Source organism: Hongsoonwoonella zoysiae, assembly GCF_013266695.1.
GTDB classification, from domain to species: domain Bacteria; phylum Pseudomonadota; class Alphaproteobacteria; order Rhizobiales; family Stappiaceae; genus Hongsoonwoonella; species Hongsoonwoonella zoysiae.
Window position 1 is genome coordinate 61136 of sequence record NZ_JABRXF010000003.1, and the last position, 25547, is coordinate 86682.

A 25547-nucleotide genomic window follows, 5' to 3' on the forward strand; every position below is an offset into this window, starting at 1 on the left:
CCGCATTCAAATAGGTTTCTGACTTTCCTGAGCGATAGCCACTCGCTCCTCACCTCTCCCCTGGTGGGAGAGGTCGGCGCGTAACGCGCCGGGTGACGGGGAAGCCAATTTCCCCCACCACCTCACCCCTTCGGGATGATCGCCGTTCCCTCGATTTCCACCATCGCTTCCGGTTCGACGAGGGAGAGCACCTGCACCACCGCCATTGAGGGGAAATGCCGCCCAAGCACCGAACGGTAGGCGGGCCCAAGATCTTTCAGAGAATTGCGGTATGCCTCCATGTCGGTGACGTACCACGTCAGCCGTCCGATATGTTCGGCTCGGCCGCCTGCGGCTTCCACCACCTTGACGACGTTTTCCAGCGTCTGGCGCACCTGCTCTATGAAGTCGGGCGAAAACACGCCTTCCGGCGTCCAGCCCACCTGCCCTCCGGTCAGCACGACCCGCCCCTCGCCCGCCATGCCGTTGGCATAGCCTCTCGGCTTCGGCCATCCTTCGGGAAGAAGCGTTTCCAGGCCGCTCGATGCGTTCGTTCCCTTATTTGTGGAAATTTCGGTCACGCTCAAGGCGGTCACTCCCTTCAAAACATCCGTATTTCGTAAAATGCAGCGTCAGGATGCGGCGCGGTCGCCCGCCTCATCCGCCGCGATCGTGCGAAGCGCGAATCGCTGCAGCTTGCCTGTTTCGGTGCGCGGAAGCCGGTCGACGAATTCCACCGCGCGCGGGTACTTGTAGGGCGCAAGCTCCGCCTTGGCGAATTCCTGCAGTTCCTTGACGAGCGCGGCATCGCCCGTGCGGCCCTCCTTGAGCACCACATAGGCCTTCACGATCTGCCCGCGATCGGGATCGGGCTTGCCGACGACGCCGCATTCCGCCACCGCCGGGTGGGTCAAAAGCGCGCTTTCCACCTCGGGACCCGCGATGTTGTAGCCCGACGAGATGATCATGTCGTCGGAGCGCGCCTGATACCAGAAGTAGCCGTCCTCGTCGCGGATGTATGTGTCGCCGGTGATGTTCCAGCCACTTTCGACGTATTTCTTCTGCCGCTCGTCCGCCAGATAGCGGCAGCCCGTCGGCCCGCGCACGGCAAGACGGCCCGGCGTGCCATCCGGCACTTCATTGCCGTTTTCGTCGATCACCTTCGCCTCGTATCCGGGCACCGGCCTGCCGGTCGCGCCGGGGCGGATTTCCTCTTCCCGGGCGGCGATGAAGATATGCAGCAATTCGGTCGCGCCGATCCCGTCCATGATCGATATGCCCGTCGCCTGCTTCCATTCCTCAAATGTCGGCTTGGGCAGCGGCTCCCCGGCGGAAACGCATTTCCTCAGCGACGCGATATCCACGCCGTCGAGCTTTTGCAGCATCGCGCGGTAGGCTGTCGGCGCCGTGAAAACCACCGAGGGCTTGAAGAAGGGGATCGCCTCGATAAGGTCGTCCGGTCCGGCCCGTTCGAGCAACACTGCCGTCGCTCCCGCGCGGAAGGGGAAGAGCACCAGCCCGCCGAGGCCGAAGGTGAAGGCGAGCGGCGGCGAGCCGATGAAGACGTCGCTTGGCTGGGGTTTCAGCACTTCCCTGGAATAGCAATCGCAGATCGCCATCATGTCGCGGTGGAAATGCATGGTCGCCTTCGGTTCTCCGGTCGTGCCGGACGTGAAACCGAGCAGGCAGACATCATCCGCCGCCGTGTCGCAGGCTTCGAATTCCGCAGGCTTTTCGGCCATCTGCGCTTCAAGCGAATCCGGCTCGCCGCTTGCCGAATAGATCACCGTCTTGAGGCAGTCGGACTGGGCAAGCGTCTTTTCCATGTCGTCGGCAAGGCGGTGGTCGCACACGGCCAGTTCGATCTCGGCCTTTCGCGCGATCACCGTCAGTTCCTTGGCGCGCAGGAGCGGCATGGTCGCGACCACGATGCCGCCCGCCTTCAGCACCGCGAAATAGACGGCCACCATCATCGGCGAATTGGGAAAACGAAGCAGCACCCGGTTGCCGGGCTTCAGCCCATAGTCGCCGGTCAGAACATGGGCGATGCGGTTGATCGTGTGCGCAAGCTCCGTATAGGTCCAGCGCACGTCCCTGGAGATCACCGCATATTTGCCACCGCGCCCCTGTTTGATGTTTCGGTCGACAAGTTCGACGGCGCAGTTCAGCCGCTCGGGATAACCCAGCCGGTCGAGGTTGATGAACTCCGGCCATTGCTCCTTCGGCGGCAGGTTGTCGGCTGCGAATGTATCCACATGCGCTGTTTTCGCCATCGTTGATCCCCTCGATCGTTCTCCATGCGGGCATCCGGGTTCGGGAGGACGGATTGCCCGGCTACTCATTTCGCGGCGGCTTTTTTCGCTTTTCTCGCCGCATGGTCGGCGACCGCCTGTCGCGCGATCACCACTTTCTGGATTTCCGATGCGCCCTCGTAGATCCGAAGCGCCCTGATCTCGCGGTAGAGCGCTTCGGGTTTGGAGCCGATGGTCACCCCCTTGCCGCCGTGAAGCTGCACCGCGCTGTCGATCACCTCTTGCGCGTTCTCGGTCGCGACCAGCTTGGCGAGCGCTGCCTCGCGCGTGACCCGCTCCGCTCCCTGGTCCTTCGTCCAGGCCGCGCGGTAGACGAGCAGGGACGCCGCATCCACCTTCGCCACCATGTCAGCGAGTGTTCCTTGCGTCATCTGCAGATCGGAAAGCGGCGCGCCGAAAAGCTTGCGCGTCATCGTGTGGCAGATCGTCTCGTCAAGGGCAGCGCGCGCAAAGCCGAGCGCTGCCGCCCCCACCGTCGAGCGGAAGATGTCGAGCGTGGCCATCGCCACCTTGAAGCCCTCGCCCGGATTGCCGAGCCGATGGGAAACCGGCACGCGAACGTTCTTGAAGGAAAGCGTCGCCAGCGGATGCGGAGCTATCGTTTCGATCCGCTCCTTCACGGTCAGGCCCGGCGTATCGGCATCGACGATGAAAGCGGTGAGCCCGCGCGCGCCCGGCGCCTCCCCCGTTCGCGCGAAGACGACGTAGTGATCGGCAATGCCGCCATTCGAGATCCAGGTCTTCTCGCCGTTGATGACGACATGGCCGGGCCCATCCGGCTCCGCTGTCGTCGCAAGGGCTGCGACATCCGATCCCGCTTCCGGTTCCGACAGCGCGAAGGCGGCGATCTTCTCGCCCCGCCCCACCGGCGGCAGGTAATGCGCCTTCACCTCGTCCGAGCCGTAGAGCGAGATCGATCCCGTGCCGAGGCCCTGCATGGCGAAGGCGAAATCGGCAAGCCCGTCGAAGCGGGCAAGCGTCTCGCGCACGATACAGAGCGAACGCACGTCGAGCGTTTCGCTCTCTCCGCCATAAGCTGCGGGAATCGCATGTTTCAGGATCCCCGTCTGCCCCATCGCCTCCACGAGCCTTCGGCAACTCCCGTCGATATCGTGGTGGCTGACAAGCCCGCCGACGTTCTCGCGCGCCCATAGTTCGACCGCCGCCGCCAGCACCCGGTGGCGCTCCTCGAAAAACGGCCAGTCGAGGAAGCTCTTGTCGATCATCTCAGTTCCCCTCGAAGACCGGCGTCTGCTTGTTGGCGAAGGCCTCGAAGGCGCGGCGGTAATCCTCCGTCTTCATGCAGACGGCCTGCGCCAGCGCTTCGGCCTCGATGGCCTGGTCGACCGACATGTCCCATTCCATATGCATCATGCGCTTGGTCATGGCGTTGCCGAAGGTGGGTCCCGCCGAAAGCTCCTCGGCCAGCTTTGTCGCTTCCGCCAGCACGGCGTCCGGCTCGGCAAGCCGGTTGAAGAAGCCCCAGCGTTCCGCCTCCTCGCCCTTCATCACTCGGCCCGTATAAAGCAGCTCCGACGCGCGCCCCTGGCCGATGATCCGGGGCAGGATCGCGCAGGCGCCCATGTCGCATCCGGCAAGGCCCACCTTGTTGAAGAGGAAGGCCACCTTGGCGTTCGCCGTGCCGATGCGCATGTCGGACGCCATGGCTATGATCGCGCCCGCGCCCACGCACACGCCCTCGACGGCGGCAATGATCGGTTGCGGGCAGGCGCGCATCGCCTTGACCAGGTCGCCGGTCATCCTGGTGAACTGCAGCAGGCCCGGCATGTCGCGCGAAAGCAGCGGCTCTATGATCTCAAAAACATCGCCGCCGGAGCAGAAATTGCCGCCCGATCCGGTAATCACGATGGTCTTCACCTCCTCGTCGAACTGCAGCGCGCGGAAGAGGTCGCGCAATTCGGCGTAGGAGGAGAACGTCAGCGGGTTCTTGCGTTCCGGCCGGTTCAGCGTCACGGTCGCCGTCTTGCCCTTCACCTCCAGCAGGAAATGGCGCGGCGTGTAGTTTTTGACCGGCAGCGTGATGTCGTAGCTTTCCTGGGCGCCTGAAGGGCCTGCCGTCTCGCTCATTCCTTGTTTCCTTGCTCTTCGCCTTGTTCCATCGCCCGGCGCACGGATGCCTTCGTGCGCCCGAGCAGGCGCATGAGTTCGCCCATGTCGCCGTCATTCAGTTGATCGAAGAAGTCGCCGATCCAGTCGCCATGCGCATCCGCCATTGTGGCGAAGCTTTCGTGCCCCTTCGCCGTCAGCTTGACGAGGGACGAACGCCGGTCGGCGGGTGCTGCGTGGCGTTCCAGAAGCCCGTCCTGGACCAGCCGGTCGACAAGCCCGGTGACGTTTCCGGCGGAAACCATCATCCGCCGCGAAAGCTCGCCGAGCGTCATGCCGTCGGGTGCCTTTTCAAGCTGCGCCATCAGGTCGAAGCGCGGCAGCGTGACGTTGAAGCGCTCGCGCAGGCGTGAGCGGATTTCGGCTTCAATCAGGTTCGTGCAGGTCAAGAGCCTCAGCCACAGCCTCAGTTCGTCCTTGTGGTCGCCATGGCCGTGGGTGCGCGTTTCCGCGTCGATTGCGATTGCTTCGGCCACATCCCGTTCGCTCATTCTCACCTCGCCCCGCTCACATCACTTCGCCGCCGGCAATCGCGATCGATTGGCCGGTGACGCTTCGCGCGCTTTCACCTGCCAGCCACGCGACCGTGTCGGCGATTTCGTCCGGTTCGATCAGCCGTTTTTGCGGGTTGTCGCGCACCATTTCCGAAATCACCTCCGCCTCGTCGCGGCCCGTCTTTTCCACGATGCGCTGAACGCTTGCCCTGAGCAGGTCGGTATCGGCGAAACCGGGGCAGATAGCGTTCACCGTCACCCCCTTGTCGGCGGTCTCGAGCGCGAGCGCGCGCGTCAGCCCGACGACCGCATGCTTCGCCGCCACATAGGCCGACACGTAGCGGTATCCTTTCAGCCCCGCCGTGGAGGCGATGTTGACGATCCGCCCGTAGCCTTCGGCGATCATGCCGGGCAGTACCGCCTGGGATGCCGTCACCACGCTTTCCAGGTTTACGCTGAGCATCCGTTGGAAAAGCTCCGGCGGCGCCTTCAGGAAAGGCGCGCTTTCTGCCGCGCCCGCGTTGTTGATGAGGATCGCGATCCCCCCATGCACATCTTCGGCCTCGGAAATGGCGGCGCGAAACGCATCGCGGTCGGTCACGTCGGCGGAGACGAAGCCATGTGCGCCGATCTCGTGCGAGACCTGCGCCAGCCGTGTCGTGCTGCGGCCGAGGATCGTCACAATCGCGCCTTCCGCGACCAGCCGTTTGGCGATTGAAACGCCGATCCCGCGCGATCCGCCGGTAACCAGCGCATGATGTCCGTGAAGGGGTAGAGCGGCCACGTGTTTTTCCCACCGTTGCGTCACGAATTATTTTAAGCTTAAAATATCTCGCAGAAGGACGCAAGCATACCGGGACCGGCGGAACGGACCGCCGGACCGGAACAGGCAGGAGGTAAGGCCGATGCGGATCGAAGTGATCGGGGGCGGACCGGCGGGGCTCTATTTCGCCATTCTCATGAAGAAACAGCGGCCGAACGCCCAAATCCGGGTGATCGAGCGCAACCGTCCGGATGACACCTTCGGCTTCGGCGTGGTCTTTTCCGACCAGACGCTCGATACGTTCGAGGCGTATGATCTTCCGAGCTACCGGGCGATCACGGAAAACTTCGCCTACTGGGACGATATAGAAATCCACTTCAAGGGCTCGCTGCATCGAATCGGCGGCAACGGCTTTTGCGGCTGCTCGCGGCGCACGCTTCTGCTTCTCCTGCAGGACCGCGCCCGGGAGCTCGGCATCGAGATGGACTTTGAAACCGAGATAAAAAGCCTCGACGAACTGGCGGGCGCCGATCTCGTCGTCGCCGCAGACGGCATCAATTCCTTCGTGCGCGAGCAGAATCGCGACCATTTCCAGCCGCAGGTCGACCTTCGCCCGAACAAGTTCACCTGGATGGGTTCCACCAAGCCGCTCGACGCCTTCACGTTCTACTTCAAGGAAACCGAGCACGGCATTTTCATCGCCCACACCTACCAGTACGAGCCTGGCCTCTCGACCTGGGTGCTGGAGACCGATCCCGAAACCTTCGACAAGGCGGGGCTGGGCGACATGTCGGAGGAAGAATCGGCCCGTTTCCTCGAAGGGGTTTTCGCCGAGGAACTCGACGGTCATCCGCTGATGATCAACCGCTCTCTCTGGCGCCAGTTCCCGATGATCCGCAACAAGCGCTGGACAATGGACAACGTCGTTTTGCTTGGCGACGCGAAGTCGACGGCGCATTTCTCCATCGGCTCGGGCACGAAGCTTGCGATGGAGGACGCCATCGCCCTTTACGAAAGCTTCCGCCGCAAGGACACGGTCGACGCCGCTCTTGCCGATTTCGAGGCGACGCGGCGCGAGGACGTGGAAAAAACCCAGCACGCGGCGGATGTTTCGCTCGTCTGGTTCGAGCATGTAAAGCGCTACTGGCCGATGGATCCGGTCACCTTCTCCTTCGGCGTGATGACGCGCTCCAAGGCGATCACCTATGACAACCTTCAGCTTCGCGCGCCTGAGTTCGTGAAAGAGGCAAGCCAGGTCTTCGCGAAGTCCGTGCGTGCCCAGGGCTTTGACGTTGATGTCGAAAACCCCGCACCACCCGCCTTCCAGCCGTTCAAAATGCGCGGAATGACGCTTGAAAACCGCTTCGTCGTCTCACCCATGTGTATGTATTCCGCAAGGGAAGGCCTGCCGACCGACTTTCACTTCGTGCATTACGGCGCGCGCGCCGTCGGCGGTGCCGGCATTGTCTTCACGGAAATGACCTGCGTTGCGCCGGATGCCCGCATCACCCACGGCTGCACCGGCCTTTGGAACGACGAGCAACAGGCCGCCTGGACGCGGATCGTCGATTTCGTTCATGAAAATTCAAAAGCGAAGATCTGCCTCCAGCTCGGCCACGCGGGCCGCAAAGGCGCCTCGAAGCTCATGTGGGAAGGCATGGACCAGCCTTTGCCGCAGGACGAAGCCTGGCCGATCATCTCCGCCTCGGCGCTCCCCTATTATCCCGAAAGCCAGGTCCCGCGCGAGATGACGCGCGAGGATATGGACCGGGTGAAGGGCGAATTCGTCGCCGCCGCCAAACGCGGCATCGCCTGCGGTTTCGACATGCTGGAGCTGCACTCGGCCCACGGCTATCTGCTGGCAAGCTTCCTCTCGCCCGTCACCAACCAGCGCACGGATGAATACGGCGGGCCGATCGAAAACCGCCTTCGCTATCCGCTTGAAGTCTTCAAGGCGCTGCGCGAAGTCTGGCCGGATGACAAGCCGATGTCGGTCCGCATTTCCGCGACCGACTGGATCGAGGGCGGAATAACCGGCGATGACGCCGTGAAGATAGCGCAAGCCTTCGCCGACGCAGGCGCCGATCTCGTCGATTGTTCCACCGGCCAGACGGCGCCGGAAAGCGCTCCCGTTTACGGGCGCATGTTCCAGACGCCTTATGCCGACCAGATCCGCAACGAGGGCGGGCTCGCCACCATGGCGGTCGGCGCGATCACGTCTGCCGATCAGGCGAACACGATCCTGGCCGCCGGCCGTGCGGACCTTATCGCCCTTGGTCGCCCGCATCTGGCGGACCCCTCCTTCACGCTGCGTGCGGCGGGTGAATATGGCGTCGGCGATATCTTCGCCCCGGTTCAATACGAACCCGGCAAGGCGCAGCTTTTGAGGAACGCCGAGCGCAACCGGGAGGAACTAATCGAACTGAAGCTGAAGGCCAAGCCCAAGACCCACAATCCGGCCATGCGCGAAGCCGCGGAGTGATCCGCCGCCAGACGCCGTAACCTGTCTATCGTCATGCCCGGGCTTGACCCGGGCTCCCACAGGGAGGACGCCTCAAGCCCCCGCTCGCAAATCGGGTCGCGCCGGCCCACCCGCACCGCTATTCGGCTGTCTCCATCGAAAAACGGAGGAGACCCCCATGCCAAAAATCCGCTTTCAGGCCCTGCCGACCGAGATCGCCCGCCACTATCGTAATGGCGGCAAGGACGCGAATGGACACGCCCCCGAGCGCCATATTTCCGACGGCGGCGGCAACCCCTGCCGGCACTGCCTTAAATTCATCCCGGAAGGTGCGCCGTTCCTCATTCTCTCGCATCGTCCCTTCGACGAGGCTCAGCCCTACGCCGAGGTCGGGCCGATCTTCCTTTGCGCGGAGGACTGCGAACGCCATCCGGACGCGGAAGAAACGCCGGAGATGTTCCTTGGCTGGGAGCATCTGAACGTTCGCGGCTACGGTGCCGACAACCGCATCGTCTATGGCACCGGCAAGATCGTGCCGACGGGAGACGTCTCCAAATACGCGGCGGAACTGCTGGCAAAGCCAGAGATCGCCTATGTCCACCTGCGCTCGGCATCCAACAACTGCTATCAAGCGCGGATAGAGCGGGATGAGGTGAACTGACCCGCCCTCGCCTTGCCTTGTCATCCCCGCGAAAGCGGGGATCTCCCTCAACGCACTCCGAGATTCCCGCCTACGCGGGGCTTGTCCCCGTGGAGACGGGGAATGACACGCGAAATGCCCTTCCCTCAATCCACCTTGCGGACAGCGCCCTTGGCGGCCGACGTCGTCAGCTTGGCGTAGGCCTTGAGCGCCGCCGTCACCTTGCGGGTGCGCTGCTCCGTCGGCTTCCAGGCCTGATCGCCCTTCGCCTCCATCGCCGCGCGGCGCTTTGCCATCTCTTCGTCTGAGACGGCGAGGTTGATTGTCCGGTTCGGGATATCGATCTCGATGGTGTCGCCTTCCTCGACAAGGCCGATCGCCCCGCCTTCGGCCGCTTCCGGCGAAGCGTGGCCGATGGATAGCCCCGAGGTGCCGCCCGAAAACCGCCCGTCGGTGACGAGCGCGCAGGCCGCGCCCAGCTTCTTCGATTTCAGATAGCTTGTGGGATAGAGCATTTCCTGCATGCCCGGCCCGCCGCGCGGGCCTTCGTAGCGGATCACCACCACGTCGCCGGCCTCGACCTGGTTGCCGAGGATGCCGCGCACGGCTGAATCCTGGCTTTCGAACACCTTCGCCTTGCCCGTGAACTTCAGGATCGAGTCGTCGACGCCCGCCGTCTTAACGATGCAGCCTTCCTCGGCGATATTGCCGTAAAGAACGGCAAGCCCGCCGTCCTGGCTGAAGGCGTGTTCCTTGGAGCGGATGACGCCCTTCTCGCGGTCGTCGTCCACGCTGTCGTAACGGCAATCCTGCGAGAAGGCGACCTGCGTCGGGATACCGCCCGGCCCGGCCCGGTAGAAGTTGATCGCCGTATCGGAATTCGTGCGCTTGATGTCCCAGCGGTCGAGCGCGTCGCTCATGGTCTCCGAATGAACGGTCGGCAGCGACGTGTCGATCAGCCCGGCGCGGTCAAGCTCGCCCAGGATGCCCATGATGCCGCCGGCACGGTGCACGTCTTCCATGTGCACGTTCGCAACCGAAGGCGCCACCTTGCAGAGCACCGGCACGTTGCGCGACAGCTTGTCGATATCCGACATATCGAAATCGATCTCGCCTTCCTGGGCTGCGGCGAGAAGATGCAGCACCGTGTTGGTCGAGCCGCCCATGGCGATATCGAGCGTCATGGCGTTCGCGAACGCCTGCCGGTTGGCGATCGACCGCGGCAGCACGCTCTCGTCGTCTTGCTCATAGTAGCGCTTGGCGAGATCGACGATCAGGTGCCCCGCCTCGATGAAGAGCCGCTTGCGGTCGGCGTGGGTCGCAAGCGTCGATCCGTTGCCGGGCAGCGCAAGGCCCAGCGCCTCGGTCAGGCAGTTCATGGAGTTCGCCGTGAACATGCCGGAGCAGGATCCGCAGGTCGGACAGGCCGAACGCTCGATCGCCTGCACGTCCTCGTCGGAAACGCTGTCGTCGGCGGCCGCCACCATGGCGTCTACCAGATCAAGAGCCTTTTCCTTGCCGGCAAGCTTCACCTTGCCCGCTTCCATCGGCCCGCCGGAAACGAAGACGACCGGAATGTTGAGCCGCATCGCGGCCATCAGCATGCCGGGCGTGATCTTGTCGCAGTTGGAAATGCACACCATCGCGTCGGCGCAATGGGCGTTGACCATATATTCCACGCTGTCGGCGATGATCTCGCGCGAGGGCAGCGAATAGAGCATGCCGTCGTGGCCCATGGCGATGCCGTCGTCCACCGCGATGGTGTTGAATTCCTTGGCGATGCCGCCCGCCGCCTCGATCTCGCGCGCGACCATCTGGCCGAGGTCCTTGAGGTGCACATGCCCCGGCACGAACTGGGTGAAGGAGTTCACCACGGCGATGATCGGCTTGCCGAAATCGCCGTCCTTCACGCCCGTCGCGCGCCATAGTCCGCGCGCACCGGCCATGTTACGGCCATGGGTGGTGGTTCTGGAGCGATAAGGGGGCATGTCGAAACCTCGGTATTTTCTCGGCGGACCGGCTGAAATAACACCGGCCTTCGTGACCCGGTGTTTTGTCAGTTTTTTAGCGCGCGCGAAAGGGCGGAAAAGGCCTAAACGGTTCGCCGGGGCTGTATTGACCTTCTGTCATCCCTGCGAAGGCGGGCAAGGCAGGCTGAAAAGCGCAGCTTTACGAAGAACGTCACCCCACCCAGCACCTCTCCGTCGTCATGCCCGGGCTTGACCCGGGCACCCATTCACACTCTCTGCCTGCTGCAACCTTGCTATGGGTCGCCGGGTCTTCGCCCGGCGATGACGAACCGAGAAGCATCGCCACACCCTCGGCCGTCACTCCCCTCAAACGCTCAAGTATTTCTCCAGCACGCCCCGGTCGGCCTTGAGAGCATCCGTGTCGCCGGTCCACACCACCTGCCCCTTCTCCACCACCACGTGGCGGTTGGCCAGCGTCTCCAGCGCGTCGATGTTCTTGTCGATGACGAGGATCGACTGTCCCTCCCCCTTCAGCCGGTCGAGGCAGGCCCAGATTTCGGCGCGGATCAGCGGGGCGAGCCCCTCCGTCGCCTCGTCCAGGATCAGAAGTTTCGGATTGGTCATCAGCGCCCGGCCGATGGCGAGCATCTGCTGCTCGCCGCCTGAAAGCTGGTTGCCGAGGTTTTTCCGCCGCTCCTTCAACCTTGGAAAGAACTCGTAGACCCGCTCCAGCGTCCAGCCCGGCGCAGCACCCCGCCGGTTGGCGCTGGTGGCGATCAGGTTTTCCTCCACGCTCAAGGTCGGGAAAATCTGCCTCCCCTCGGGCACCAGCCCGATGCCTGCCTGCGCGATCCTGTAGGGCGGTGCGTTGGTCAGGTCCTCGCCGGAGAACACCACCTTGCCGCCTGCAAGCTTCAAAAGCCCCATGATAGTGCGGATCGTCGTCGTCTTGCCCATGCCATTGCGGCCCATGAGCGTGACGACCTCGCCCTCGCCGACCGCAAAGCGCATGCCGTAAAGCACCTGCGCCTCGCCGTAGCCTGCTTCAAGGCCGGAAACTTCCAGAAGCGCGCTCATGCCGCCTCCTCACCGAGATAGGCTTCGCGCACCTTCGGGTCGTTGCGGATTTCTTCCGGCGTTCCCGTCGCCACAACGGCACCATAGACGAGCACGGATATCCGGTCGGCCAGCGCGAAAACCGCGCTCATGTCGTGCTCGACAAGCATCATCGCGTAACGGCCCTTCAGCCTGTTCAGGATGTCGACCAGCCGGTCGGTCTCCTCGCGCCCGGTGCCTGCCATAGGCTCGTCAAGGAGCAGAAGCTTCGGCTCACTGGCAAGAGCAATGGCGATTTCGAGAGACCGTTTTTCGCCATGCGACAGCGCCCCCGCGTGAACGTCGGCCCGGTTGCCGAGGCCAAGGTCGGTGAGATACCGCCCCGCTTCGGCGTTCAGCGCCTCGTCTCTGGAGACATTCTTCAGGAAATGGAACGAATGTCCCTGCCGCGCCTGTATGGCGAGCGCGACATTCTCGCGCGCGGTGAACTCGGGCAGGATCGTCGTGATCTGGAATGAGCGGGCAAGGCCCGCTTTGGCGCGCTTGTCCATCGGCAGATGCGTGACGTCGGTCCCTAAAAAGACGATCCGCCCCTTGTCCGGGCGAAGCGAGCCGGAAATCTGGCCGATCAGCGTCGTCTTTCCCGCACCGTTCGGCCCGATGATCGCGTGGATCTCGCCTGGCAGCACGTCGAGCGAGACCTTGTCGGTCACCCGCAGGGCGCCGAAGTTCTTTTCAAGCCCGTCAAGCGTCAGGATAGGTTCAGTCATGACGCTTGCCTCCCGGAATGAGGCCCATCAGCCCGCCGCGCGCGAACAGAACGACGAGGATCAGGAACGGACCGAAGATGAGGCGCCAGTGCTCGGTGATGTGCGACAACACCTCTTCCAGCACCAGGTAGCCTGTCGCCCCCAGCACCGCACCCGCGAAAGAGCCGAGCCCGCCCAGCACCACCATGAAGATCAACTCGCCCGAGCGGTGCCACGTCATGTATGCGGGCGAAACGAATTCGGCGGAATTGGCCAGAAGCGCCCCGGAAATGCCCGCCAGCATGCCTGCGATCACGAAGGCGACGAGGCGATAATAGTAAGGCTCGATGCCGATCGCCTGCAGCCGCATCTCGCTCTGGCGCGCGCCCTGCAGCACCCGCCCGAAGCGCGAATTGACGAGCGTGGCGCAAAGCCACCACGCACCGGCGAGCAAAGCGAACACCACGTAGTAGAAGGTCGTGCGGTCTGAAAGCACGCTCGATCCGAACACTTCCGTGCGCCCCCAGATCGTCAGCCCGTCGTCGCCGCCATAGGCGGAAAGCGAGGTCGCGGTGAAAAACGCCATCTGCCCGAAGGCAAGCGTGATCATGATGAAATAGACGCCGCGCGTCTTCAGGCTGATCGCGCCGGTGACGGCTGCAAAGAGCCCGCAAACGAGCAGCGTCACGGGCAAGCTTATGTAGAATTCCCAGATGCCGTGTTCGGCGAGGATGCCGACGCAATAGGCGCCGAGCCCGATATAGGCCGCGTGGCCGAAGCTCACCATCGCGCCGAAGCCGAGGATCAGCGCGAGGCTGACGGCGGCAATCGCGAAGATCATCACTCGGATCGCGAAGAAGACGAGGAAACTGTCGTCCAGCGCCATGGCCAGAGGCGGCAGCAGGGCGAAACCGGCGAGGATGATCGCCGGCAGAACGCGCGCGCGGAAGATTGGCGTCGCCACGGCGGGCTTGTCGGTTGCTGCTACTGACATCTCAGCCCGCCCTCGCCGGGAAGAGGCCGCTTGGCCTGAAGAAGAGAACGCCAGCCATAAGGATATAGATCAGCATGGAGGCGACCGCGGGTCCCGCGTCATTGGCGGCGGCGGGCGGCAAAAGCAGTCGCGCGATGTCTGTCGCAAGCGAGCGCCCGATGGTGTCGACGAGACCGACGATGAGCGCGGCCATGAACGCGCCGCGGATCGAGCCGATGCCGCCGATCACGATGACGACGAAGGCGAGGATCAGAAGGTTGTCGCCCATGCCCGGCTCAACGGCCAGAATGGGAGCCGCCATGATACCGGCGAAACCGGCCAGCATCGCGCCGAAGCCGAAGACGAACATGAAAAGCCTGCGGATGTTGACGCCAAGGGCGGAAACCATCTGCGCGTTCGTCGCACCCGCCCGCACCAGCATGCCGACGCGCGTCCAGCTCACGAGCACGTAGAGCAGCGCCGCGACAGCAAGGCCTGAGACGATGAGAGCGATGCGGAAGACCGGATAGAGCAGCCCATCGCTGATCGGGATCGAGCCGTCGAGGATTTCCGGCACCGGCAGCGTCAGCGGCGACGAGCCCCAGACCACCTTCACACTCTCGTTCAAAAACAGGATCACGCCGAAGGTGGCGAGCACCTGGTCGAGGTGGCTCCGGTCGTAAAGATGGCGGAACACCAAGACTTCCAGAATAAGGCCGATGATCAGCGATCCGGCAAGGGCAAGCAACATGGCAAGCCAGAACGAGCCGGTGAGCCCATATCCCGCGACCGCCAGATAGGCGCCCAGCATGTATTGCACGCCGTGGGCAAGATTGATGAAATCCATGACGCCGAAGACCAGCGTCAGTCCGGCGGCGATCAGGAACAGCAAAATGCCGAGCTGGAGGCCGTTCAGCGTCTGAACGGCGAGCAGGGTCATGCTCACGGGGCTCGCCTCTTGGGTAGGTATCTCACGCGGCAGAACTCCGCCGCTGATCAAAATAAAAAGTCGGGCCGGAGGCTGCACCTCCGGCCCGCGCTTCTCGTCTGCTTACATCGGGCAATCGGCCGCGTAGGCGTCGCCCTGATCGTCGAAGACCTTCTCGACGATGTTGACGATATATTTCCCGTCGTCGCGCTTGGCACCTTCCACCACGTAGAAGTCCTGGATGGGGAAGTGGTTGGTGTTGAACTTGAAGTCGCCGCGCACGCTGTCGAACGGGGCTTCGGCAAGGGCGGCCATCAGGGCTTCCTTGTCCTTGCCGCCGGCTTTCTTCAGCGCGCCGTCTATGAGGCGTGCCGCATCATACCCTTGCGAGGCGTAGAGCGAGGGCGCATAGCCGTATTCCTTCTCGAAGGCCGCGACGAAGTGCTTGTTCGCCTCGTTGTCCAGCGTCGATGCCCACTGCGAGCCGGACTTGAGGCCAACCGCCTGGTCCTGCGTCGCCGGCAGCGTCGTCTCGTCCACGGTGAAGGCGGAAAGGAAGGGGATGGAGTCTTTCAGCCCGGCCTGCGCGTACTGCTTGACGAGGTTCACTCCCATGCCGCCCGGCATGAAGGTGAAGATGGCATCGGGCTTCGCGTCCGCAATCCTTGCGATTTCGGCGGAAAAATCAAGCTGGCCGAGCTTGGTGTAGATCTCGTCCACCACCTCGCCGTCGTAGTGGCGCTTGAAACCGGCGATGGAATCCTTGCCCGCCTGGTAGTTCGGCGCCATCAGGATCACCCGGCCATAGCCCTGGTCCTTGGCATATTCGCCCATCACCTCGTGGTTCTGGTCGTTCTGCCAGGAGGTTGAGAAGAAGTAGGGCGAGCAGGCCTTGCCCGCGATCGGCGACGGACCGGCGTTACCGCTGATCAGGATCGTCTCGGATTCGATCACCGGCTTGTAGATCGCCATCATCACGTTGGAAAAGACGACGCCGGCCACGATGTCGACATTGTCGCGCTCAAGCAGGCCTTGCACCTTCGTGCGCGCCACATCGGGCTTCAGTTCGTCGTCGACGATCACCACCTCGGTGTCGAGCCCGCCAAGCTTGCCGCCCGCTTCCTTGACGCCGAGCAGGAAGCCATCGCGCATATGCTCGCCAAGCGCCGCCGGCGGACCGGACAGTGTGGCAAGGAAGCCGATCTTCAGGCTCTCCGCCTGGGCGGCCACGCCCGAAAGTCCCAGCGCGGCAGCCGTCACCGCCGCCGTCAGTATCTTCTTCATTTTTGTCACTCCCCTCTATGAGCGCATTTTCCCTGCGCCCGCAGCCGGTTTCCGGCGCGCTTCACCGATGTCGGCCGGAAATAGTTTAAGCCTAAAATATTTCCTCTGTGAAGCCCCCGCCTGCGGGTAGCCCGAGTAAATCACGCCGCCTGCCGTTTTTGAACGTAAAAGCCTGCCGCGTCCTCCGGTTTGATGGGCTGGTAATCATTTGATGCGATGTTGGTTTCACGAGCGCCGGGTAAGCGGCGTCTTGAACGGACGAAGCGCGCCGGTTTTGCTGCTTGTCCTTTCGATCCGGCGAATCGGGAGCGCGACATGCGCCGCACCTTGGAAATTTTGACGGTGGCGATCATCCTTGCGGGCGGTTCGGGCCTCGCGGACCTCACAGGCATCTCGCCCTCTCATGCAGACTCCGGCCCGGAGCCCGGCGCGTGCGACGTTCAGGCGGCAGACTATGCCGATCGTTACGCAGCCGCCGGGGCCGACCTGTCGCAAGGCGCGATCGCCGGCGGCATCGACGGTGCGGTCGTCGGCGGGTTTACGGGCCGTCGCCCCGGTCCTGACGGCTGGAGCCAGCGTGGCGCGAGGCGCGGTGCAAGGGCGGGTGCGGCACTTGGCGTTCTCGATGCGCTCGGCCGGGTCGATCCCACCGACTGGCAGGCTCTCTTCGACATCGCTTACGAGGCATGCCTTGCCGGCACGCCCCTGCCCGCCCCCTCGGGGGCCGCAGACTGCTCTTCCACCACGCGCGTGATCGAAGGCGCGCGCTCACGAGACCGTAGCGGGCTCTACTCCACAGGCTCACGCTTGAACGGCTGCCGCTGAAAAGCCTTGGCTTTTCCTCAGCGCAGGTCGGCGAAGGCTCCGCCGTTGATCTCTCGCAGCAATTTCCGCTTCATCGCATTCGTGTAGTCGCCGTATCCCCTGGCAACCTCGACGAACGCCCCCGGCCCACGCCGCACCTCGCGCCTGTAATAGTCCTCGGGGTCCGGGTCCGCGCCCTTCACCACCAGCCCGTTCACCGTTACGCCGTTGAAGTCGAAAGCATTATAGGCCTTGTCCGGCCCGAAGCCGTCGTTGTTTACCCCGTCTCCGGAAACGTCCACGACCTTTCGGAAGCACGGCTCCGGAACCTTCTTCAGGTGAACCGAGGCATAGCCCAGCGCATAGCCGAGCGCGGTCGGAAATTCGGTTGAGGCACGCTGGGAATTCGCAAGCCGGGCGGCCGTTTCGTCAATCAGCGCGCGATCGTCCAGATACACCCAGTCGACCTGGACCACATGCTTGTGCCGCCCGCTCCATTCGAAACTGGAGAGCCAGATCCCGCCCGACGAAAGGATCGCGTCCTTCACCTCATCGTCGGCAAGCGCCCGGGCAAGCCCCCTCGCCTGGAGCTGGTATTCCTCCATGTCGACGCTCGACGACACGTCGATCGCGAGTACCAGCGCAAGCTGGCATGCGCTTGCCGGGGATAACGCCGCGCCCGCGCCAAGCGCGCTCGCGAGAACAAGTCCGCCCGCAACACCTTTTCGGAATTTTCCGCCCCGCGCCATACACCTCTCCTCCGTCAGGCTTCTTATGATCGGGCGCGAAGCGCAAAAATCAAATCAATCCACGGCGAAGGCATCGAAAGTCGCCTGGTTGGCCGCCGATGGCACCCATTTTCACCCCTCTGGAATTCTCCTCGACGCAAAAAGCCCCACCGAAAAGGCGGGGCTTTGGGATAGCGGATCCTGCGTTTCGCGATTACCGCGGCGCCATGCGGATCGCACCGTCAAGGCGAATGGTTTCGCCGTTCAGCATCGGGTTCTCGCAGATCGACTGGACAAGCTGCGCATATTCGTCGGGCTTTCCAAGGCGCGAGGGGAACGGCACCTGCTGGCCGAGCGAATCCCTCACTTCCTGCGACAGCGCCATCAGCATCGGCGTTTCGAAAGTGCCCGGCGCGATCGTCATCACACGGATACCGGATTTCGAAAGATCGCGCGCCACAGGCAGGGTCATTGCCGCGACACCACCCTTGGACGCAGCGTAAGCAACCTGGCCGATCTGACCGTCGAATGCCGCGACCGATGCGGTCGAAACGATCACGCCGCGTTCTCCGTCATCCGTGACAGGATCGAGCGTTGCCATCGACGTCGAGGAATGCGCGATGCAGCGGAAGGAACCTACCAGATTGACGGCGATCACCTTTTCGAACATATCCATCGGGTGCGGCTCACCGCGCGACGTGGTCTTGGCGACAGGCGCGATGCCGGCGCAATTTACGAGAATCCGCTCAGGGCCGAAATGATCGCGCGCCGCCTTGAAACCCGAGACCACGCTGTCTTCGCTGGTCACGTCCACGGCGACGAAGAGCCCGCCGATATCCCTGGCAACCGCCTCGCCCTTTTCCACGTTCATGTCGAAAATCGTGACCTTCACGCCTTCACCGGCAAGCCGGCGGGCAGTCGCCTCGCCCAGCCCCGACGATCCGCCCGTGACGACGGCGGCGATATCCGCGCCAAGTTTCATGGAAGTTTCCTCCGGTAATTCAGGTCGCCACTGCGAACCAGTTTGTCTGCGCCGAAGCTAATCTCGCCTTCGCCACGTCACAAGCCCGCCGAACGGACAGGCGACGGATAATCCGCAAACACTACATTTTCCGTCACGCGACCGCGACAAGATCGACCGTGTGGTTCAATCCCGTCACGCTTTCGTTTCGCCGCACCGGCAGGTCGCCGTTCGCGAACCCTTGGGCAAGGGCGGCGCGATAGGTTTCCTCGTCGGTCAGAACGCGCGTGTTCTGAGCCTTGTTGGCATCCTCAAGCTTGGATGCCAGATTGACCGGGTTGCCGATGACGGTGAATTCCAGCCGGTCCTTGGCCCCGACAACGCCGACGGTCACCGAGCCCGAGGCGACCGCCGCCCCCACCTTCAATTCGCCCGGCCAGCCCAGCGCCCTGAACTCCTCCTCCAGCGCATCGACCGCTGCAACCGCGTCGCGCGCGGCGTTCAGCGCATCCGCCGCATATCGCTCGCTTTTCTGCACCGCGCCGAAGGTCGCCAGAATGCCGTCGCCCAGAAACTTGTCGACCCGTCCGTTGTGTCCCTGGATCACGGGCAGCACGGCTTCCTGGTATTTCGCCAGTGTTTCCATAACCACCTGCGGCGGCAGGGTTTCCGCCGTCTGGGTGAAGGAGCGTACATCCACGATCAGGATCGCGGCATTGCGCATCTCGCCCTCGCCCGCCTTGGGCATCCGGTCGGAATCGGTGATGGAGCGGGCAACCTCGGGCGCGAAAAAACGCCGCAGATCCTCCGCCGCGGCATGGTCGCGGATGGAATCGAACAGCATCTGCCGCCCCCGGTAGAGCGCGAAAGACAGGATCGCCGTCACGCCCAGAATAATAATCGTTTTGTCCAGTTCCGCGCCGATCAGTATCGCATTCGACGTAAGGTATTCCACGTAGTTTCGGGTGATGTGCATGCCGCCCATTTCACCGACGACAGCATATGTCACCAGCATAAGCCAGCCCATGACGGCGATGGCGCCCGTCGTCAGAACGAACCTCGGGTCGAAACGCAGCGCCCTCAACGAAATGAAGATGAAAACATACATCAGCGTCGGCGCCTTGAGGTAGAACGCCGGATGCTGGGCATACTGAATGTGAAACGAAAAGATGAGACCGCACAAAAGCACGATATCGACGACGATCGAGGTAACGAGATACCACTCGGGCAACACCATCCGGTAGGAAAGCCCAAGCCGCAGCACCGTAAACAGGAAATAGGCGGCGAGCGCGATGGGCACGAAATTGAAGCCGGAGCCCCCCTCGGCCTTGGGCGCGATGGAATAAAGCGTTGCGAAAAAGACGACGATTCCGAGCTGCACCCAGCCGATCAGCCGTTCCGCCGCCGCCTCGCGCTGCGCGATTTCCGCACGCACGCGCGCCGGAATGCCGTCGTCCGTCGGCCCGCCTCGCAGGATATAGCGCAAGGTGCGGGCCAATGCGCTTTCGGACGGATTTTCATCCGTTTTTGCGATCGATTTCATGCCGCCGTCAATTTCGGCCATGTCAGAGCAAGCCTCCCCGGACAACGATCATACGCCTGCCCGCAAACAAGGGAACAACGTTCCATGAAACTTGCTAGATGGCCCCAACGCGGTAACCAGCAAGTGCGTAAAACCGCTGCGTCACGCCTTCTTGACCGATCGTGACCGGGCCCGGGAATTCCGTCCGCCTCAGGGCGTGAGGATCATGCCCTCGCTCGCGATCAGCGTGCCCGGATGACGCTTTCTGGCTGCTTCGCCGATCTCGTCGAGCGCATCGTCGTCGCGGCGCGGGTCGTGGTGGAAGAGAACGGGCGTCTTGACGTCGGCATCAAGTGCGAGCTCCACCGCCTTTTGCCATGTAGAATGTCCCCAACCTACGAATTGCTTGTATTCCTCATCCGTATACATGGCGTCGTAAATCATCACGTCCGCCCCTTCCACGAAGCGGCGCACGCCCTCGTCGATCTTGCGGTCGCCATGCTCATGATCGGTGATGATGCAGATGGATTTTTTTTCGAATTCGAAACGATAGCCGCAAGCGCCGCCCGGATGGTTGAGCTTTACCGTGCGGATTTTCAGCCCATCGTCGCGCGGAATGCTCCCGCCCGCCTTGAAATCTTTGAAGGTGACGGCCTTGAGCGATTTCGCGGCGACGGGAAAGATCGGCGGCGACATGATGCGGCAAATGATATCCGCCAGACCGTCTTTTGACGCGAAATGGCCCGCCCAGGCGGAAATTTCGAAACGTTCGTCATAGGCTGGCGTGAAAAACGGAAGGCCGCAGATGTGATCGAGATGCGTATGCGTGAAAAGCAGGTCGAAGCGGCACGGCGGAAGCGCATGAAGGCCCCGGCCGAAATTTCGCGCCCCCGAGCCGCAATCGATCAACACAAGCGCCCCGCCCGCGCGCAATTCCATACAGGACGTTTCGCCGCCATAGCGTAGCGTGGACGCGCCCGGCGTCGGTGTCGAGCCTCGCACACCCCACAGCTTCAGCGAAAAGTCCTGCGCCACCAGCTTTGCCTTCCGATCCTCTTGCGTGGAAATTCGCTGTTCAAGCAGCGGAATCGCCCGCCTTCATCGCCGCAAGATCCTGCGTTGTCTTCTCAAGACGTTGTGCCAGCGTGCGCATCACCTCAAGTGAGACTTCCGGAAATTCTTTCAGCAAGTTGAGGAAATCATCTTTCGAGACCGTTAAGACCTCCATATCGCCATTGGCAACCAGCGTCGCCGTGCGCGGCACGTCGCATAATATGGCGATTTCGCCAACGATCGCGTATTGGCCGACCTTCGCGACAACCTTTTCGCCCTCGGGCGTATGGACACGCACATCCGCCTCGCCATCCAGGATGATGAAGGCGCAGTCGCCCTCCTCGCCCTGGTTGCAAAGATGTTCACCATCGGCGTAACGCGCGCGTTGGCTGATAAAAGCCAGCAGGCGCAACTTTGTCTCGTCGATACCTCTGAACAGCGGCACGCGCCGCAGGGCCTCGACTTCCGTTTCCAGCGTCACGCTTCCTCCTTTTCCCGTTTCCTCGCAGGCCCGCGTTCGGCAGGCCCTCTCCCCAAGTCTATCACACAGCGTCACGTTGCCGCCGCAAACTCCTCGGACCTGGCCTCGACCTTCCTTCCCTGGTCAAGCACCACACTATCCGAAAATTCCTCCGCCACTGCCATATTCGAGGTGCCGAACAGCAGCGTACGGCCCCGCAATTGCTCGCGAATGACCTTGCGCGCCGCCTTGTCCTCCTCGTTCAGGCCGGTCAGCGTCTCGTCCAGGACGAAGTAGGACGCATTCTTCAATAGCGCCCGCGCAAGCGCCACGCGCCGGCGCTGGCCCGCCGAAAGGCGCGAACCCGATACCCCGACATGGAAATCCAGCCCCGCGCGCGTGATCGGCAGGCGCAGGTCCATTTCCTCCACCAGAGAGCGGATCAACCTGTCGATACGCTCTCGCGCGTCGCGACGGTCGACGCGTGGCCGGCCGAACAGCAAATTGCCCTCGATCGTCATGGGCGGCACGTATCGGTTCGGATCGAAGGTCACGAAATCCTTGCCGTCCTTCTCGATCCGTTCGCGGAAGACATGACGCGCCTTGACGATGTTTTCCTCCATATCCTTGCTCAAGACGCCGAGGCGGTGCCTTGCCGGAATGAGCTTGAAGGCAAGCCCGATCAGGCGTTCCCGGTCGGCGTCCTTGAGGCCGAGCTTCTCGTTTTCCGAACGCCCCGCCCGCACGATCCTTTCGAACTCCGGCAGTTCGTCCAGCGTGATGAACGAATAATTCCCGAGAAGGCCGGAATCGCCGCTGACGTTCGAAAAGAGTTCCACCATCGTCTCGGCGATCCGCAGGCCGATGGAAACGAGCTGGGACTTGAGGTTCGTCTCCTCGAGAAATTCCACGACGTCCCTGTCGCCGGCGAGATCGTCAAAGCTTCTGGCGGGATCGGCCGGCGCCGCGAAGAGAATGTTTTCGACAAGCGTCGCACTGTGGTTGAACCTGTCGATATTCCAAAGCTCGACAAGGCCCTGGACCTGGCTGTCCTGCGCCACCCTGTCGGCAAGCGCGTGCCTGACCGCCAGAATGCGTTCGGCAAGGTGCTCGTCCCGCTTCGGGTCGAGGCGCGACTGCAGGCCCATCCTGTAGACGTCGTTTGAAAGCCCGATCAGCTGGATGACGTCGAGCGCCTTTCCGTCGAGTTCCTCCTGGTCCTCGACGCCGGCCGCCTCCAGGTCTTCCCATCCGGCTTCGAGGTCGTATTCGGGATTGGCCGTTTCGCGCGCTTCCGTCAAACGTCTTGCATATTCCGACTTCGCCTCGCCCACGCGCTCGATCAAGCGGATCGGGCGATGGCGCAGCCCGTAGTAGAGATTGTCCCGAACAGTGCCGGTCCAGACGTGCACCGAAGCGCCCACATAGGCGATCTCCCGTCCGAGAACCGATTCAGGCAGCTTGTCGAGGTTTTGCCCGCCTATCTCGACGCGGCCCGCGTTCGGGCCGAGCAGGCCCGCGGCAAGCTGGAGAAGTTCCGACCGGCCCGAACCGTCCTGACCGACGACGGCCAGGTCCGAGCCCTCTTCAACGGTCAGCGATATGTCGAAAAGCTCCTGCCCCGCAGCGCCGCCGGAAAAGGAGACATCCTTGAAAACGATATCGCCGTTTAGCGGCTCGATCTCGTCGGACGTAATGCGGGAGACCGGATAAATGTCGGGCGGGTCGAAGTTTTCGACCACGGTCTGGTACTTCACGTCGACGTCGGCAACCATCTGGTAATAGGCCAGAAGTTCCTTCCAGGGCCCGGCGAGATCCTTGTAGGCGGCGATAACGGCAAGCAGAGCGCCGATGGAGAGTTCGCCCTCGATCACCAGGTAGCCGCCGATCAGATAGAAGAAGAACGGCGTGAGCTGATTGAGGAAGTTATTGAGAAATTTGATGAAATACTTCCAGTTGAAGATCTGGAAGCGGATCTTGTAGTTTTTGTAGAGCCGGTCCGAAAGATCGGCGGAGTGCCAGGCGGAAGCGTCATTCGCGTGAATTTCGGGAATGCCGGTAATGCTTTCGCCAACCCTGTCGGCGACCGAGCGGATATTCTTCACCCGCTCTCGCGACAGGAGCACGACCTTTCGCTGCAGTTTCGGGATGATGTAGGCCTGCAACGGGTAGGACGAGACGGCGGCAAGCCCCAGAAGCGGATTCTGCATGAAAATGAAGCCGATCTGAACGAAAAGCATCCCGCCCTGATAGGCGGGAAGCGCGATCGCTTCGCCGATGAAGCCGCCGACATCCTCCACCTCGGAGGTGATCATGGGGATGATCTCGCCCGAACTCACCTTCTTGAAGTGCGGCAACCTGAAGCGCAGCACCCGCTGGAAAAGCTCGAAACGCAGCCGCCTGAGCATCCGTTCGCCCAGCCGGCCCTTGTAGATGTTGAGAACGAGCTTCAGCCCGTTCGAAACCACGACCAGGAAGAGGAACGTGAAACACAAAAGCACCAGATAGGCGATCTGGTCGAATTCGAACCCGAAGATTTCACGCGGAAAATCCGCCCCCTGGATCGCGTCGTTCGTGATCTGCTTGGGCAGTTCCAGAAGGATGTAGCTTACGGGATAGGACAGGACGGTGATGAAGAGAATCACCATCTGCTGGGGCGCGCTGTATCGCCAGATGAACTTGAAAAGGCTTTTTTCCATCGGTTATCGGGCGAAAACGGTTTTTCCTGCGCGCGTGTGCCGCCCATATTAACGACGAATCCGCACGACGCCAGCAATCTGTTGAAATGCCTTCCCAAACAGCGTCGCACAGGACGGCGGGGGAATGCGTCCCGGGCGAGGCGGTTCCGGCCGGCACCCGATATTGGCGCACGGACCTGCGCGAAATACCTAAGGTATCGGCCGATCTTGCAACGGGCAGCAGGGGTGGCTACAGATAACGCTGCGTTTCGATGATCCGGCGGGGGCCGACCGGTTCATTTCCTCGAGATGAGAACGGGGCTGAATGCCGGAAGCGTCACCGAAAGTCCTGATTTACAGTCACGATTCGTTCGGGCTCGGTCACTTGCGCCGATGCCGGACGATCGCCCATTCGCTTGTAGAGCGGTTTTCCGGCATGTCGGTGCTGATCCTCTCCGGATCGCCCATCATCGGCAGCTTCGAATTCCGCTCGCGCGTCGATTTCGTCCGCATTCCCGGCGTAATCAAGCTCAGGAACGGCGAATATACGCCGCTGTCCCTGTCTCTCAATATCGACCAGACGCTTGCGATCCGCTCCTCGATCATCGAGCACACGGCCAAGGTGTTCGATCCCGATATCTTCATCGTCGACAAGGAACCGCTCGGTCTGCGCGGCGAAATCCTTCCCACTCTCGAGATGTTGAAGGCGGAGAGCAACGCGCGCCTCGTGCTCGGCCTGCGCGACGTCATGGACGATCCGGCGGTGCTGAGAGAAGAGTGGACGAGAAAGAACGTCGACCCGGCGTTGAAGGACCTTTACGACGAAATCTGGATTTATGGCCCGCCCGGCCTGCACGACCCGCTTGAAGGGCTGAGGTTGCCGGACGAGATTCATGAAAAGGCGAGCTATACGGGATACCTGCGCCGCGAACTGCCGGCAGGAGCGAAGATCGCCGAGCCACTACCCTTTGACGACGAACCCTATATCCTCGTGACCCCCGGCGGCGGGGGAGACGGCGTGGAACTCGTCGATTGGGTGATGCGCGCCTATGAATCGCGCACGCAACCGCTGTTTCCAGCCCTTATCGTGCTCGGCCCCTTCATGGCGGCGTCCGCCGTGGAATCCTTCCAGGCGCGCGCGGAACACCTTCGCGATGTGCATGTCGTGCGCTTCATCCCGACGATCGAACCATATATGGACAGCGCCATCGCGATCGTCGGCATGGGCGGATACAACACCTTCTGCGAAATCCTGTCGTTCGACAAACCGACGCTGCTTGTCCCGCGTATCATCCCGCGCCGCGAACAATCGATCCGTGCCATGCGTGCCGAAGAAACCGGCCTTCTGAAGGTACTGCCGATCGACAGCTACCCGAATGTCGACCTGATGCTGGATGCGCTGGTGGAACTGCCGCGCTCCGCTCCGCCTTCCGCCGCAGGCGTCGAAAACCTGCTTGGCGGCCTGGACGTCATCGGCGAAAAGGTCGAAGGAATTCTCGGATCGCGGATAGGGGCAACACCGAGGAAAAAGCGGCTCGCCACCGGCGCCTGATGAACGGCGAGGCAAGCCGGACGACCCGGCAAGGCGCTTGAAATCATGAGCAA

At 62.5% G+C, this 25547-nt stretch carries 23 protein-coding genes; 4 read left to right on the plus strand and 19 right to left on the minus strand.

Annotated elements, in window-relative coordinates; genetic code table 11:
- Positions 1-122 precede the first annotated feature (122 nt).
- From HPQ64_RS16700 to HPQ64_RS16725, 6 genes are all read right to left on the minus strand, one after another.
- A complete protein-coding gene (locus tag HPQ64_RS16700; RefSeq protein WP_343036080.1) occupies positions 123-560 on the minus strand; it encodes a RidA family protein in 438 nt (145 codons plus the stop codon).
- A gap of 51 nt (positions 561-611) precedes the next feature.
- Positions 612-2252: a benzoate-CoA ligase family protein gene (locus HPQ64_RS16705; RefSeq protein ID WP_246270773.1), complete on the minus strand. Its 1641-nt coding sequence runs from the start codon at positions 2250-2252 to the stop codon at positions 612-614.
- 65 nt (positions 2253-2317) lie between these two features.
- Positions 2318-3517: an acyl-CoA dehydrogenase family protein gene (locus HPQ64_RS16710; protein ID WP_172889701.1), complete on the minus strand. Its 1200-nt coding sequence runs from the start codon at positions 3515-3517 to the stop codon at positions 2318-2320.
- 1 nt (position 3518) lies between these two features.
- Positions 3519-4379 carry an enoyl-CoA hydratase family protein gene (locus tag HPQ64_RS16715; RefSeq protein WP_172889702.1) on the minus strand — a complete coding sequence of 287 codons (861 nt, stop codon included), beginning with the start codon at positions 4377-4379 and terminating at the stop codon, positions 3519-3521.
- The gene (locus tag HPQ64_RS16720; protein ID WP_172889703.1) at positions 4376-4909 is read right to left on the minus strand and encodes a MarR family winged helix-turn-helix transcriptional regulator; all 534 of its coding nucleotides are present in this window, start codon (positions 4907-4909) and stop codon (positions 4376-4378) included. The genes HPQ64_RS16715 and HPQ64_RS16720 overlap by 4 nt, the downstream gene beginning before the upstream one ends.
- Positions 4910-4925: 16 nt before the next feature.
- The gene (locus tag HPQ64_RS16725) at positions 4926-5696 is read right to left on the minus strand and encodes an SDR family NAD(P)-dependent oxidoreductase (protein ID WP_172889704.1); all 771 of its coding nucleotides are present in this window, start codon (positions 5694-5696) and stop codon (positions 4926-4928) included.
- A gap of 121 nt (positions 5697-5817) precedes the next feature.
- Between HPQ64_RS16725 and HPQ64_RS16730 the strand changes: the two genes are divergently transcribed.
- Together HPQ64_RS16730 and HPQ64_RS16735 are read left to right on the plus strand one after the other, a co-directional pair.
- A complete protein-coding gene (locus tag HPQ64_RS16730) occupies positions 5818-8157 on the plus strand; it encodes a bifunctional salicylyl-CoA 5-hydroxylase/oxidoreductase (RefSeq protein WP_172889705.1) in 2340 nt (779 codons plus the stop codon).
- Between the two features lie 157 nt (positions 8158-8314).
- A complete protein-coding gene (locus HPQ64_RS16735) occupies positions 8315-8797 on the plus strand; it encodes a DUF1203 domain-containing protein (protein WP_172889706.1) in 483 nt (160 codons plus the stop codon).
- 125 nt (positions 8798-8922) lie between these two features.
- Here HPQ64_RS16735 and ilvD read toward each other — a convergent pair whose 3' ends face one another.
- The 7 genes from ilvD to HPQ64_RS16770 all read right to left on the minus strand — a co-directional run bounded on the left by ilvD (position 8923) and on the right by HPQ64_RS16770 (position 16089).
- A complete protein-coding gene (ilvD, locus tag HPQ64_RS16740; protein ID WP_172889707.1) occupies positions 8923-10764 on the minus strand; it encodes a dihydroxy-acid dehydratase in 1842 nt (613 codons plus the stop codon).
- 348 nt (positions 10765-11112) lie between these two features.
- Positions 11113-11823, minus strand: coding sequence for an ABC transporter ATP-binding protein (locus HPQ64_RS16745; RefSeq protein ID WP_172889708.1), 711 nt, complete (start codon positions 11821-11823; stop codon positions 11113-11115).
- Positions 11820-12572 carry an ABC transporter ATP-binding protein gene (locus HPQ64_RS16750; RefSeq protein ID WP_172889709.1) on the minus strand — a complete coding sequence of 251 codons (753 nt, stop codon included), beginning with the start codon at positions 12570-12572 and terminating at the stop codon, positions 11820-11822. Before HPQ64_RS16750 ends, HPQ64_RS16745 begins: the two co-directional genes overlap by 4 nt.
- A complete protein-coding gene (locus HPQ64_RS16755) occupies positions 12565-13545 on the minus strand; it encodes a branched-chain amino acid ABC transporter permease (protein ID WP_172889710.1) in 981 nt (326 codons plus the stop codon). Before HPQ64_RS16755 ends, HPQ64_RS16750 begins: the two co-directional genes overlap by 8 nt.
- Position 13546: 1 nt before the next feature.
- On the minus strand, positions 13547-14464 hold the full coding sequence (locus tag HPQ64_RS16760) for a branched-chain amino acid ABC transporter permease (RefSeq protein WP_172890383.1): 918 nt from the start codon (positions 14462-14464) through the stop codon (positions 13547-13549).
- A 111-nt stretch (positions 14465-14575) separates the two neighbouring features.
- Positions 14576-15736 (minus strand): ABC transporter substrate-binding protein, encoded by a 1161-nt coding sequence (locus tag HPQ64_RS16765; RefSeq protein WP_172889711.1) that lies wholly within the window; start codon positions 15734-15736, stop codon positions 14576-14578.
- Positions 15737-15876: 140 nt separating this feature from the next.
- Entirely contained in the window at positions 15877-16089 is a 213-nt protein-coding gene (locus tag HPQ64_RS16770) for a hypothetical protein (protein ID WP_172889712.1), read from the minus strand.
- Between HPQ64_RS16770 and HPQ64_RS16775 the strand changes: the two genes are divergently transcribed.
- Positions 16079-16561: a hypothetical protein gene (locus HPQ64_RS16775; RefSeq protein ID WP_172889713.1), complete on the plus strand. Its 483-nt coding sequence runs from the start codon at positions 16079-16081 to the stop codon at positions 16559-16561. The genes HPQ64_RS16770 and HPQ64_RS16775 overlap by 11 nt on opposite strands.
- A 17-nt stretch (positions 16562-16578) precedes the next feature.
- Here the strand turns inward: HPQ64_RS16775 and HPQ64_RS16780 are convergent, their stop codons facing one another.
- The 6 genes from HPQ64_RS16780 to HPQ64_RS16805 all read right to left on the minus strand — a co-directional run bounded on the left by HPQ64_RS16780 (position 16579) and on the right by HPQ64_RS16805 (position 23963).
- Positions 16579-17289 carry a DUF1194 domain-containing protein gene (locus HPQ64_RS16780; RefSeq protein ID WP_172889714.1) on the minus strand — a complete coding sequence of 237 codons (711 nt, stop codon included), beginning with the start codon at positions 17287-17289 and terminating at the stop codon, positions 16579-16581.
- A gap of 193 nt (positions 17290-17482) precedes the next feature.
- Entirely contained in the window at positions 17483-18250 is a 768-nt protein-coding gene (locus HPQ64_RS16785) for a 3-hydroxyacyl-CoA dehydrogenase (protein ID WP_172889715.1), read from the minus strand.
- A 133-nt stretch (positions 18251-18383) separates the two neighbouring features.
- Positions 18384-19793 (minus strand): adenylate/guanylate cyclase domain-containing protein, encoded by a 1410-nt coding sequence (locus HPQ64_RS16790; protein ID WP_210260348.1) that lies wholly within the window; start codon positions 19791-19793, stop codon positions 18384-18386.
- Positions 19794-19961: 168 nt separating this feature from the next.
- Positions 19962-20786: an MBL fold metallo-hydrolase gene (locus HPQ64_RS16795; RefSeq protein WP_172889716.1), complete on the minus strand. Its 825-nt coding sequence runs from the start codon at positions 20784-20786 to the stop codon at positions 19962-19964.
- Between the two features lie 40 nt (positions 20787-20826).
- Positions 20827-21285 carry a cyclic nucleotide-binding domain-containing protein gene (locus HPQ64_RS16800; protein WP_172889718.1) on the minus strand — a complete coding sequence of 153 codons (459 nt, stop codon included), beginning with the start codon at positions 21283-21285 and terminating at the stop codon, positions 20827-20829.
- A 71-nt stretch (positions 21286-21356) separates the two neighbouring features.
- Positions 21357-23963: an ABC transporter ATP-binding protein gene (locus HPQ64_RS16805; RefSeq protein ID WP_172889720.1), complete on the minus strand. Its 2607-nt coding sequence runs from the start codon at positions 23961-23963 to the stop codon at positions 21357-21359.
- A gap of 304 nt (positions 23964-24267) precedes the next feature.
- Here HPQ64_RS16805 and HPQ64_RS16810 point away from each other — a divergent pair, with 304 nt between their 5' ends.
- Positions 24268-25494 (plus strand): glycosyltransferase family protein, encoded by a 1227-nt coding sequence (locus HPQ64_RS16810; protein ID WP_172889722.1) that lies wholly within the window; start codon positions 24268-24270, stop codon positions 25492-25494.
- Positions 25495-25547: the final 53 nt, after the last annotated feature.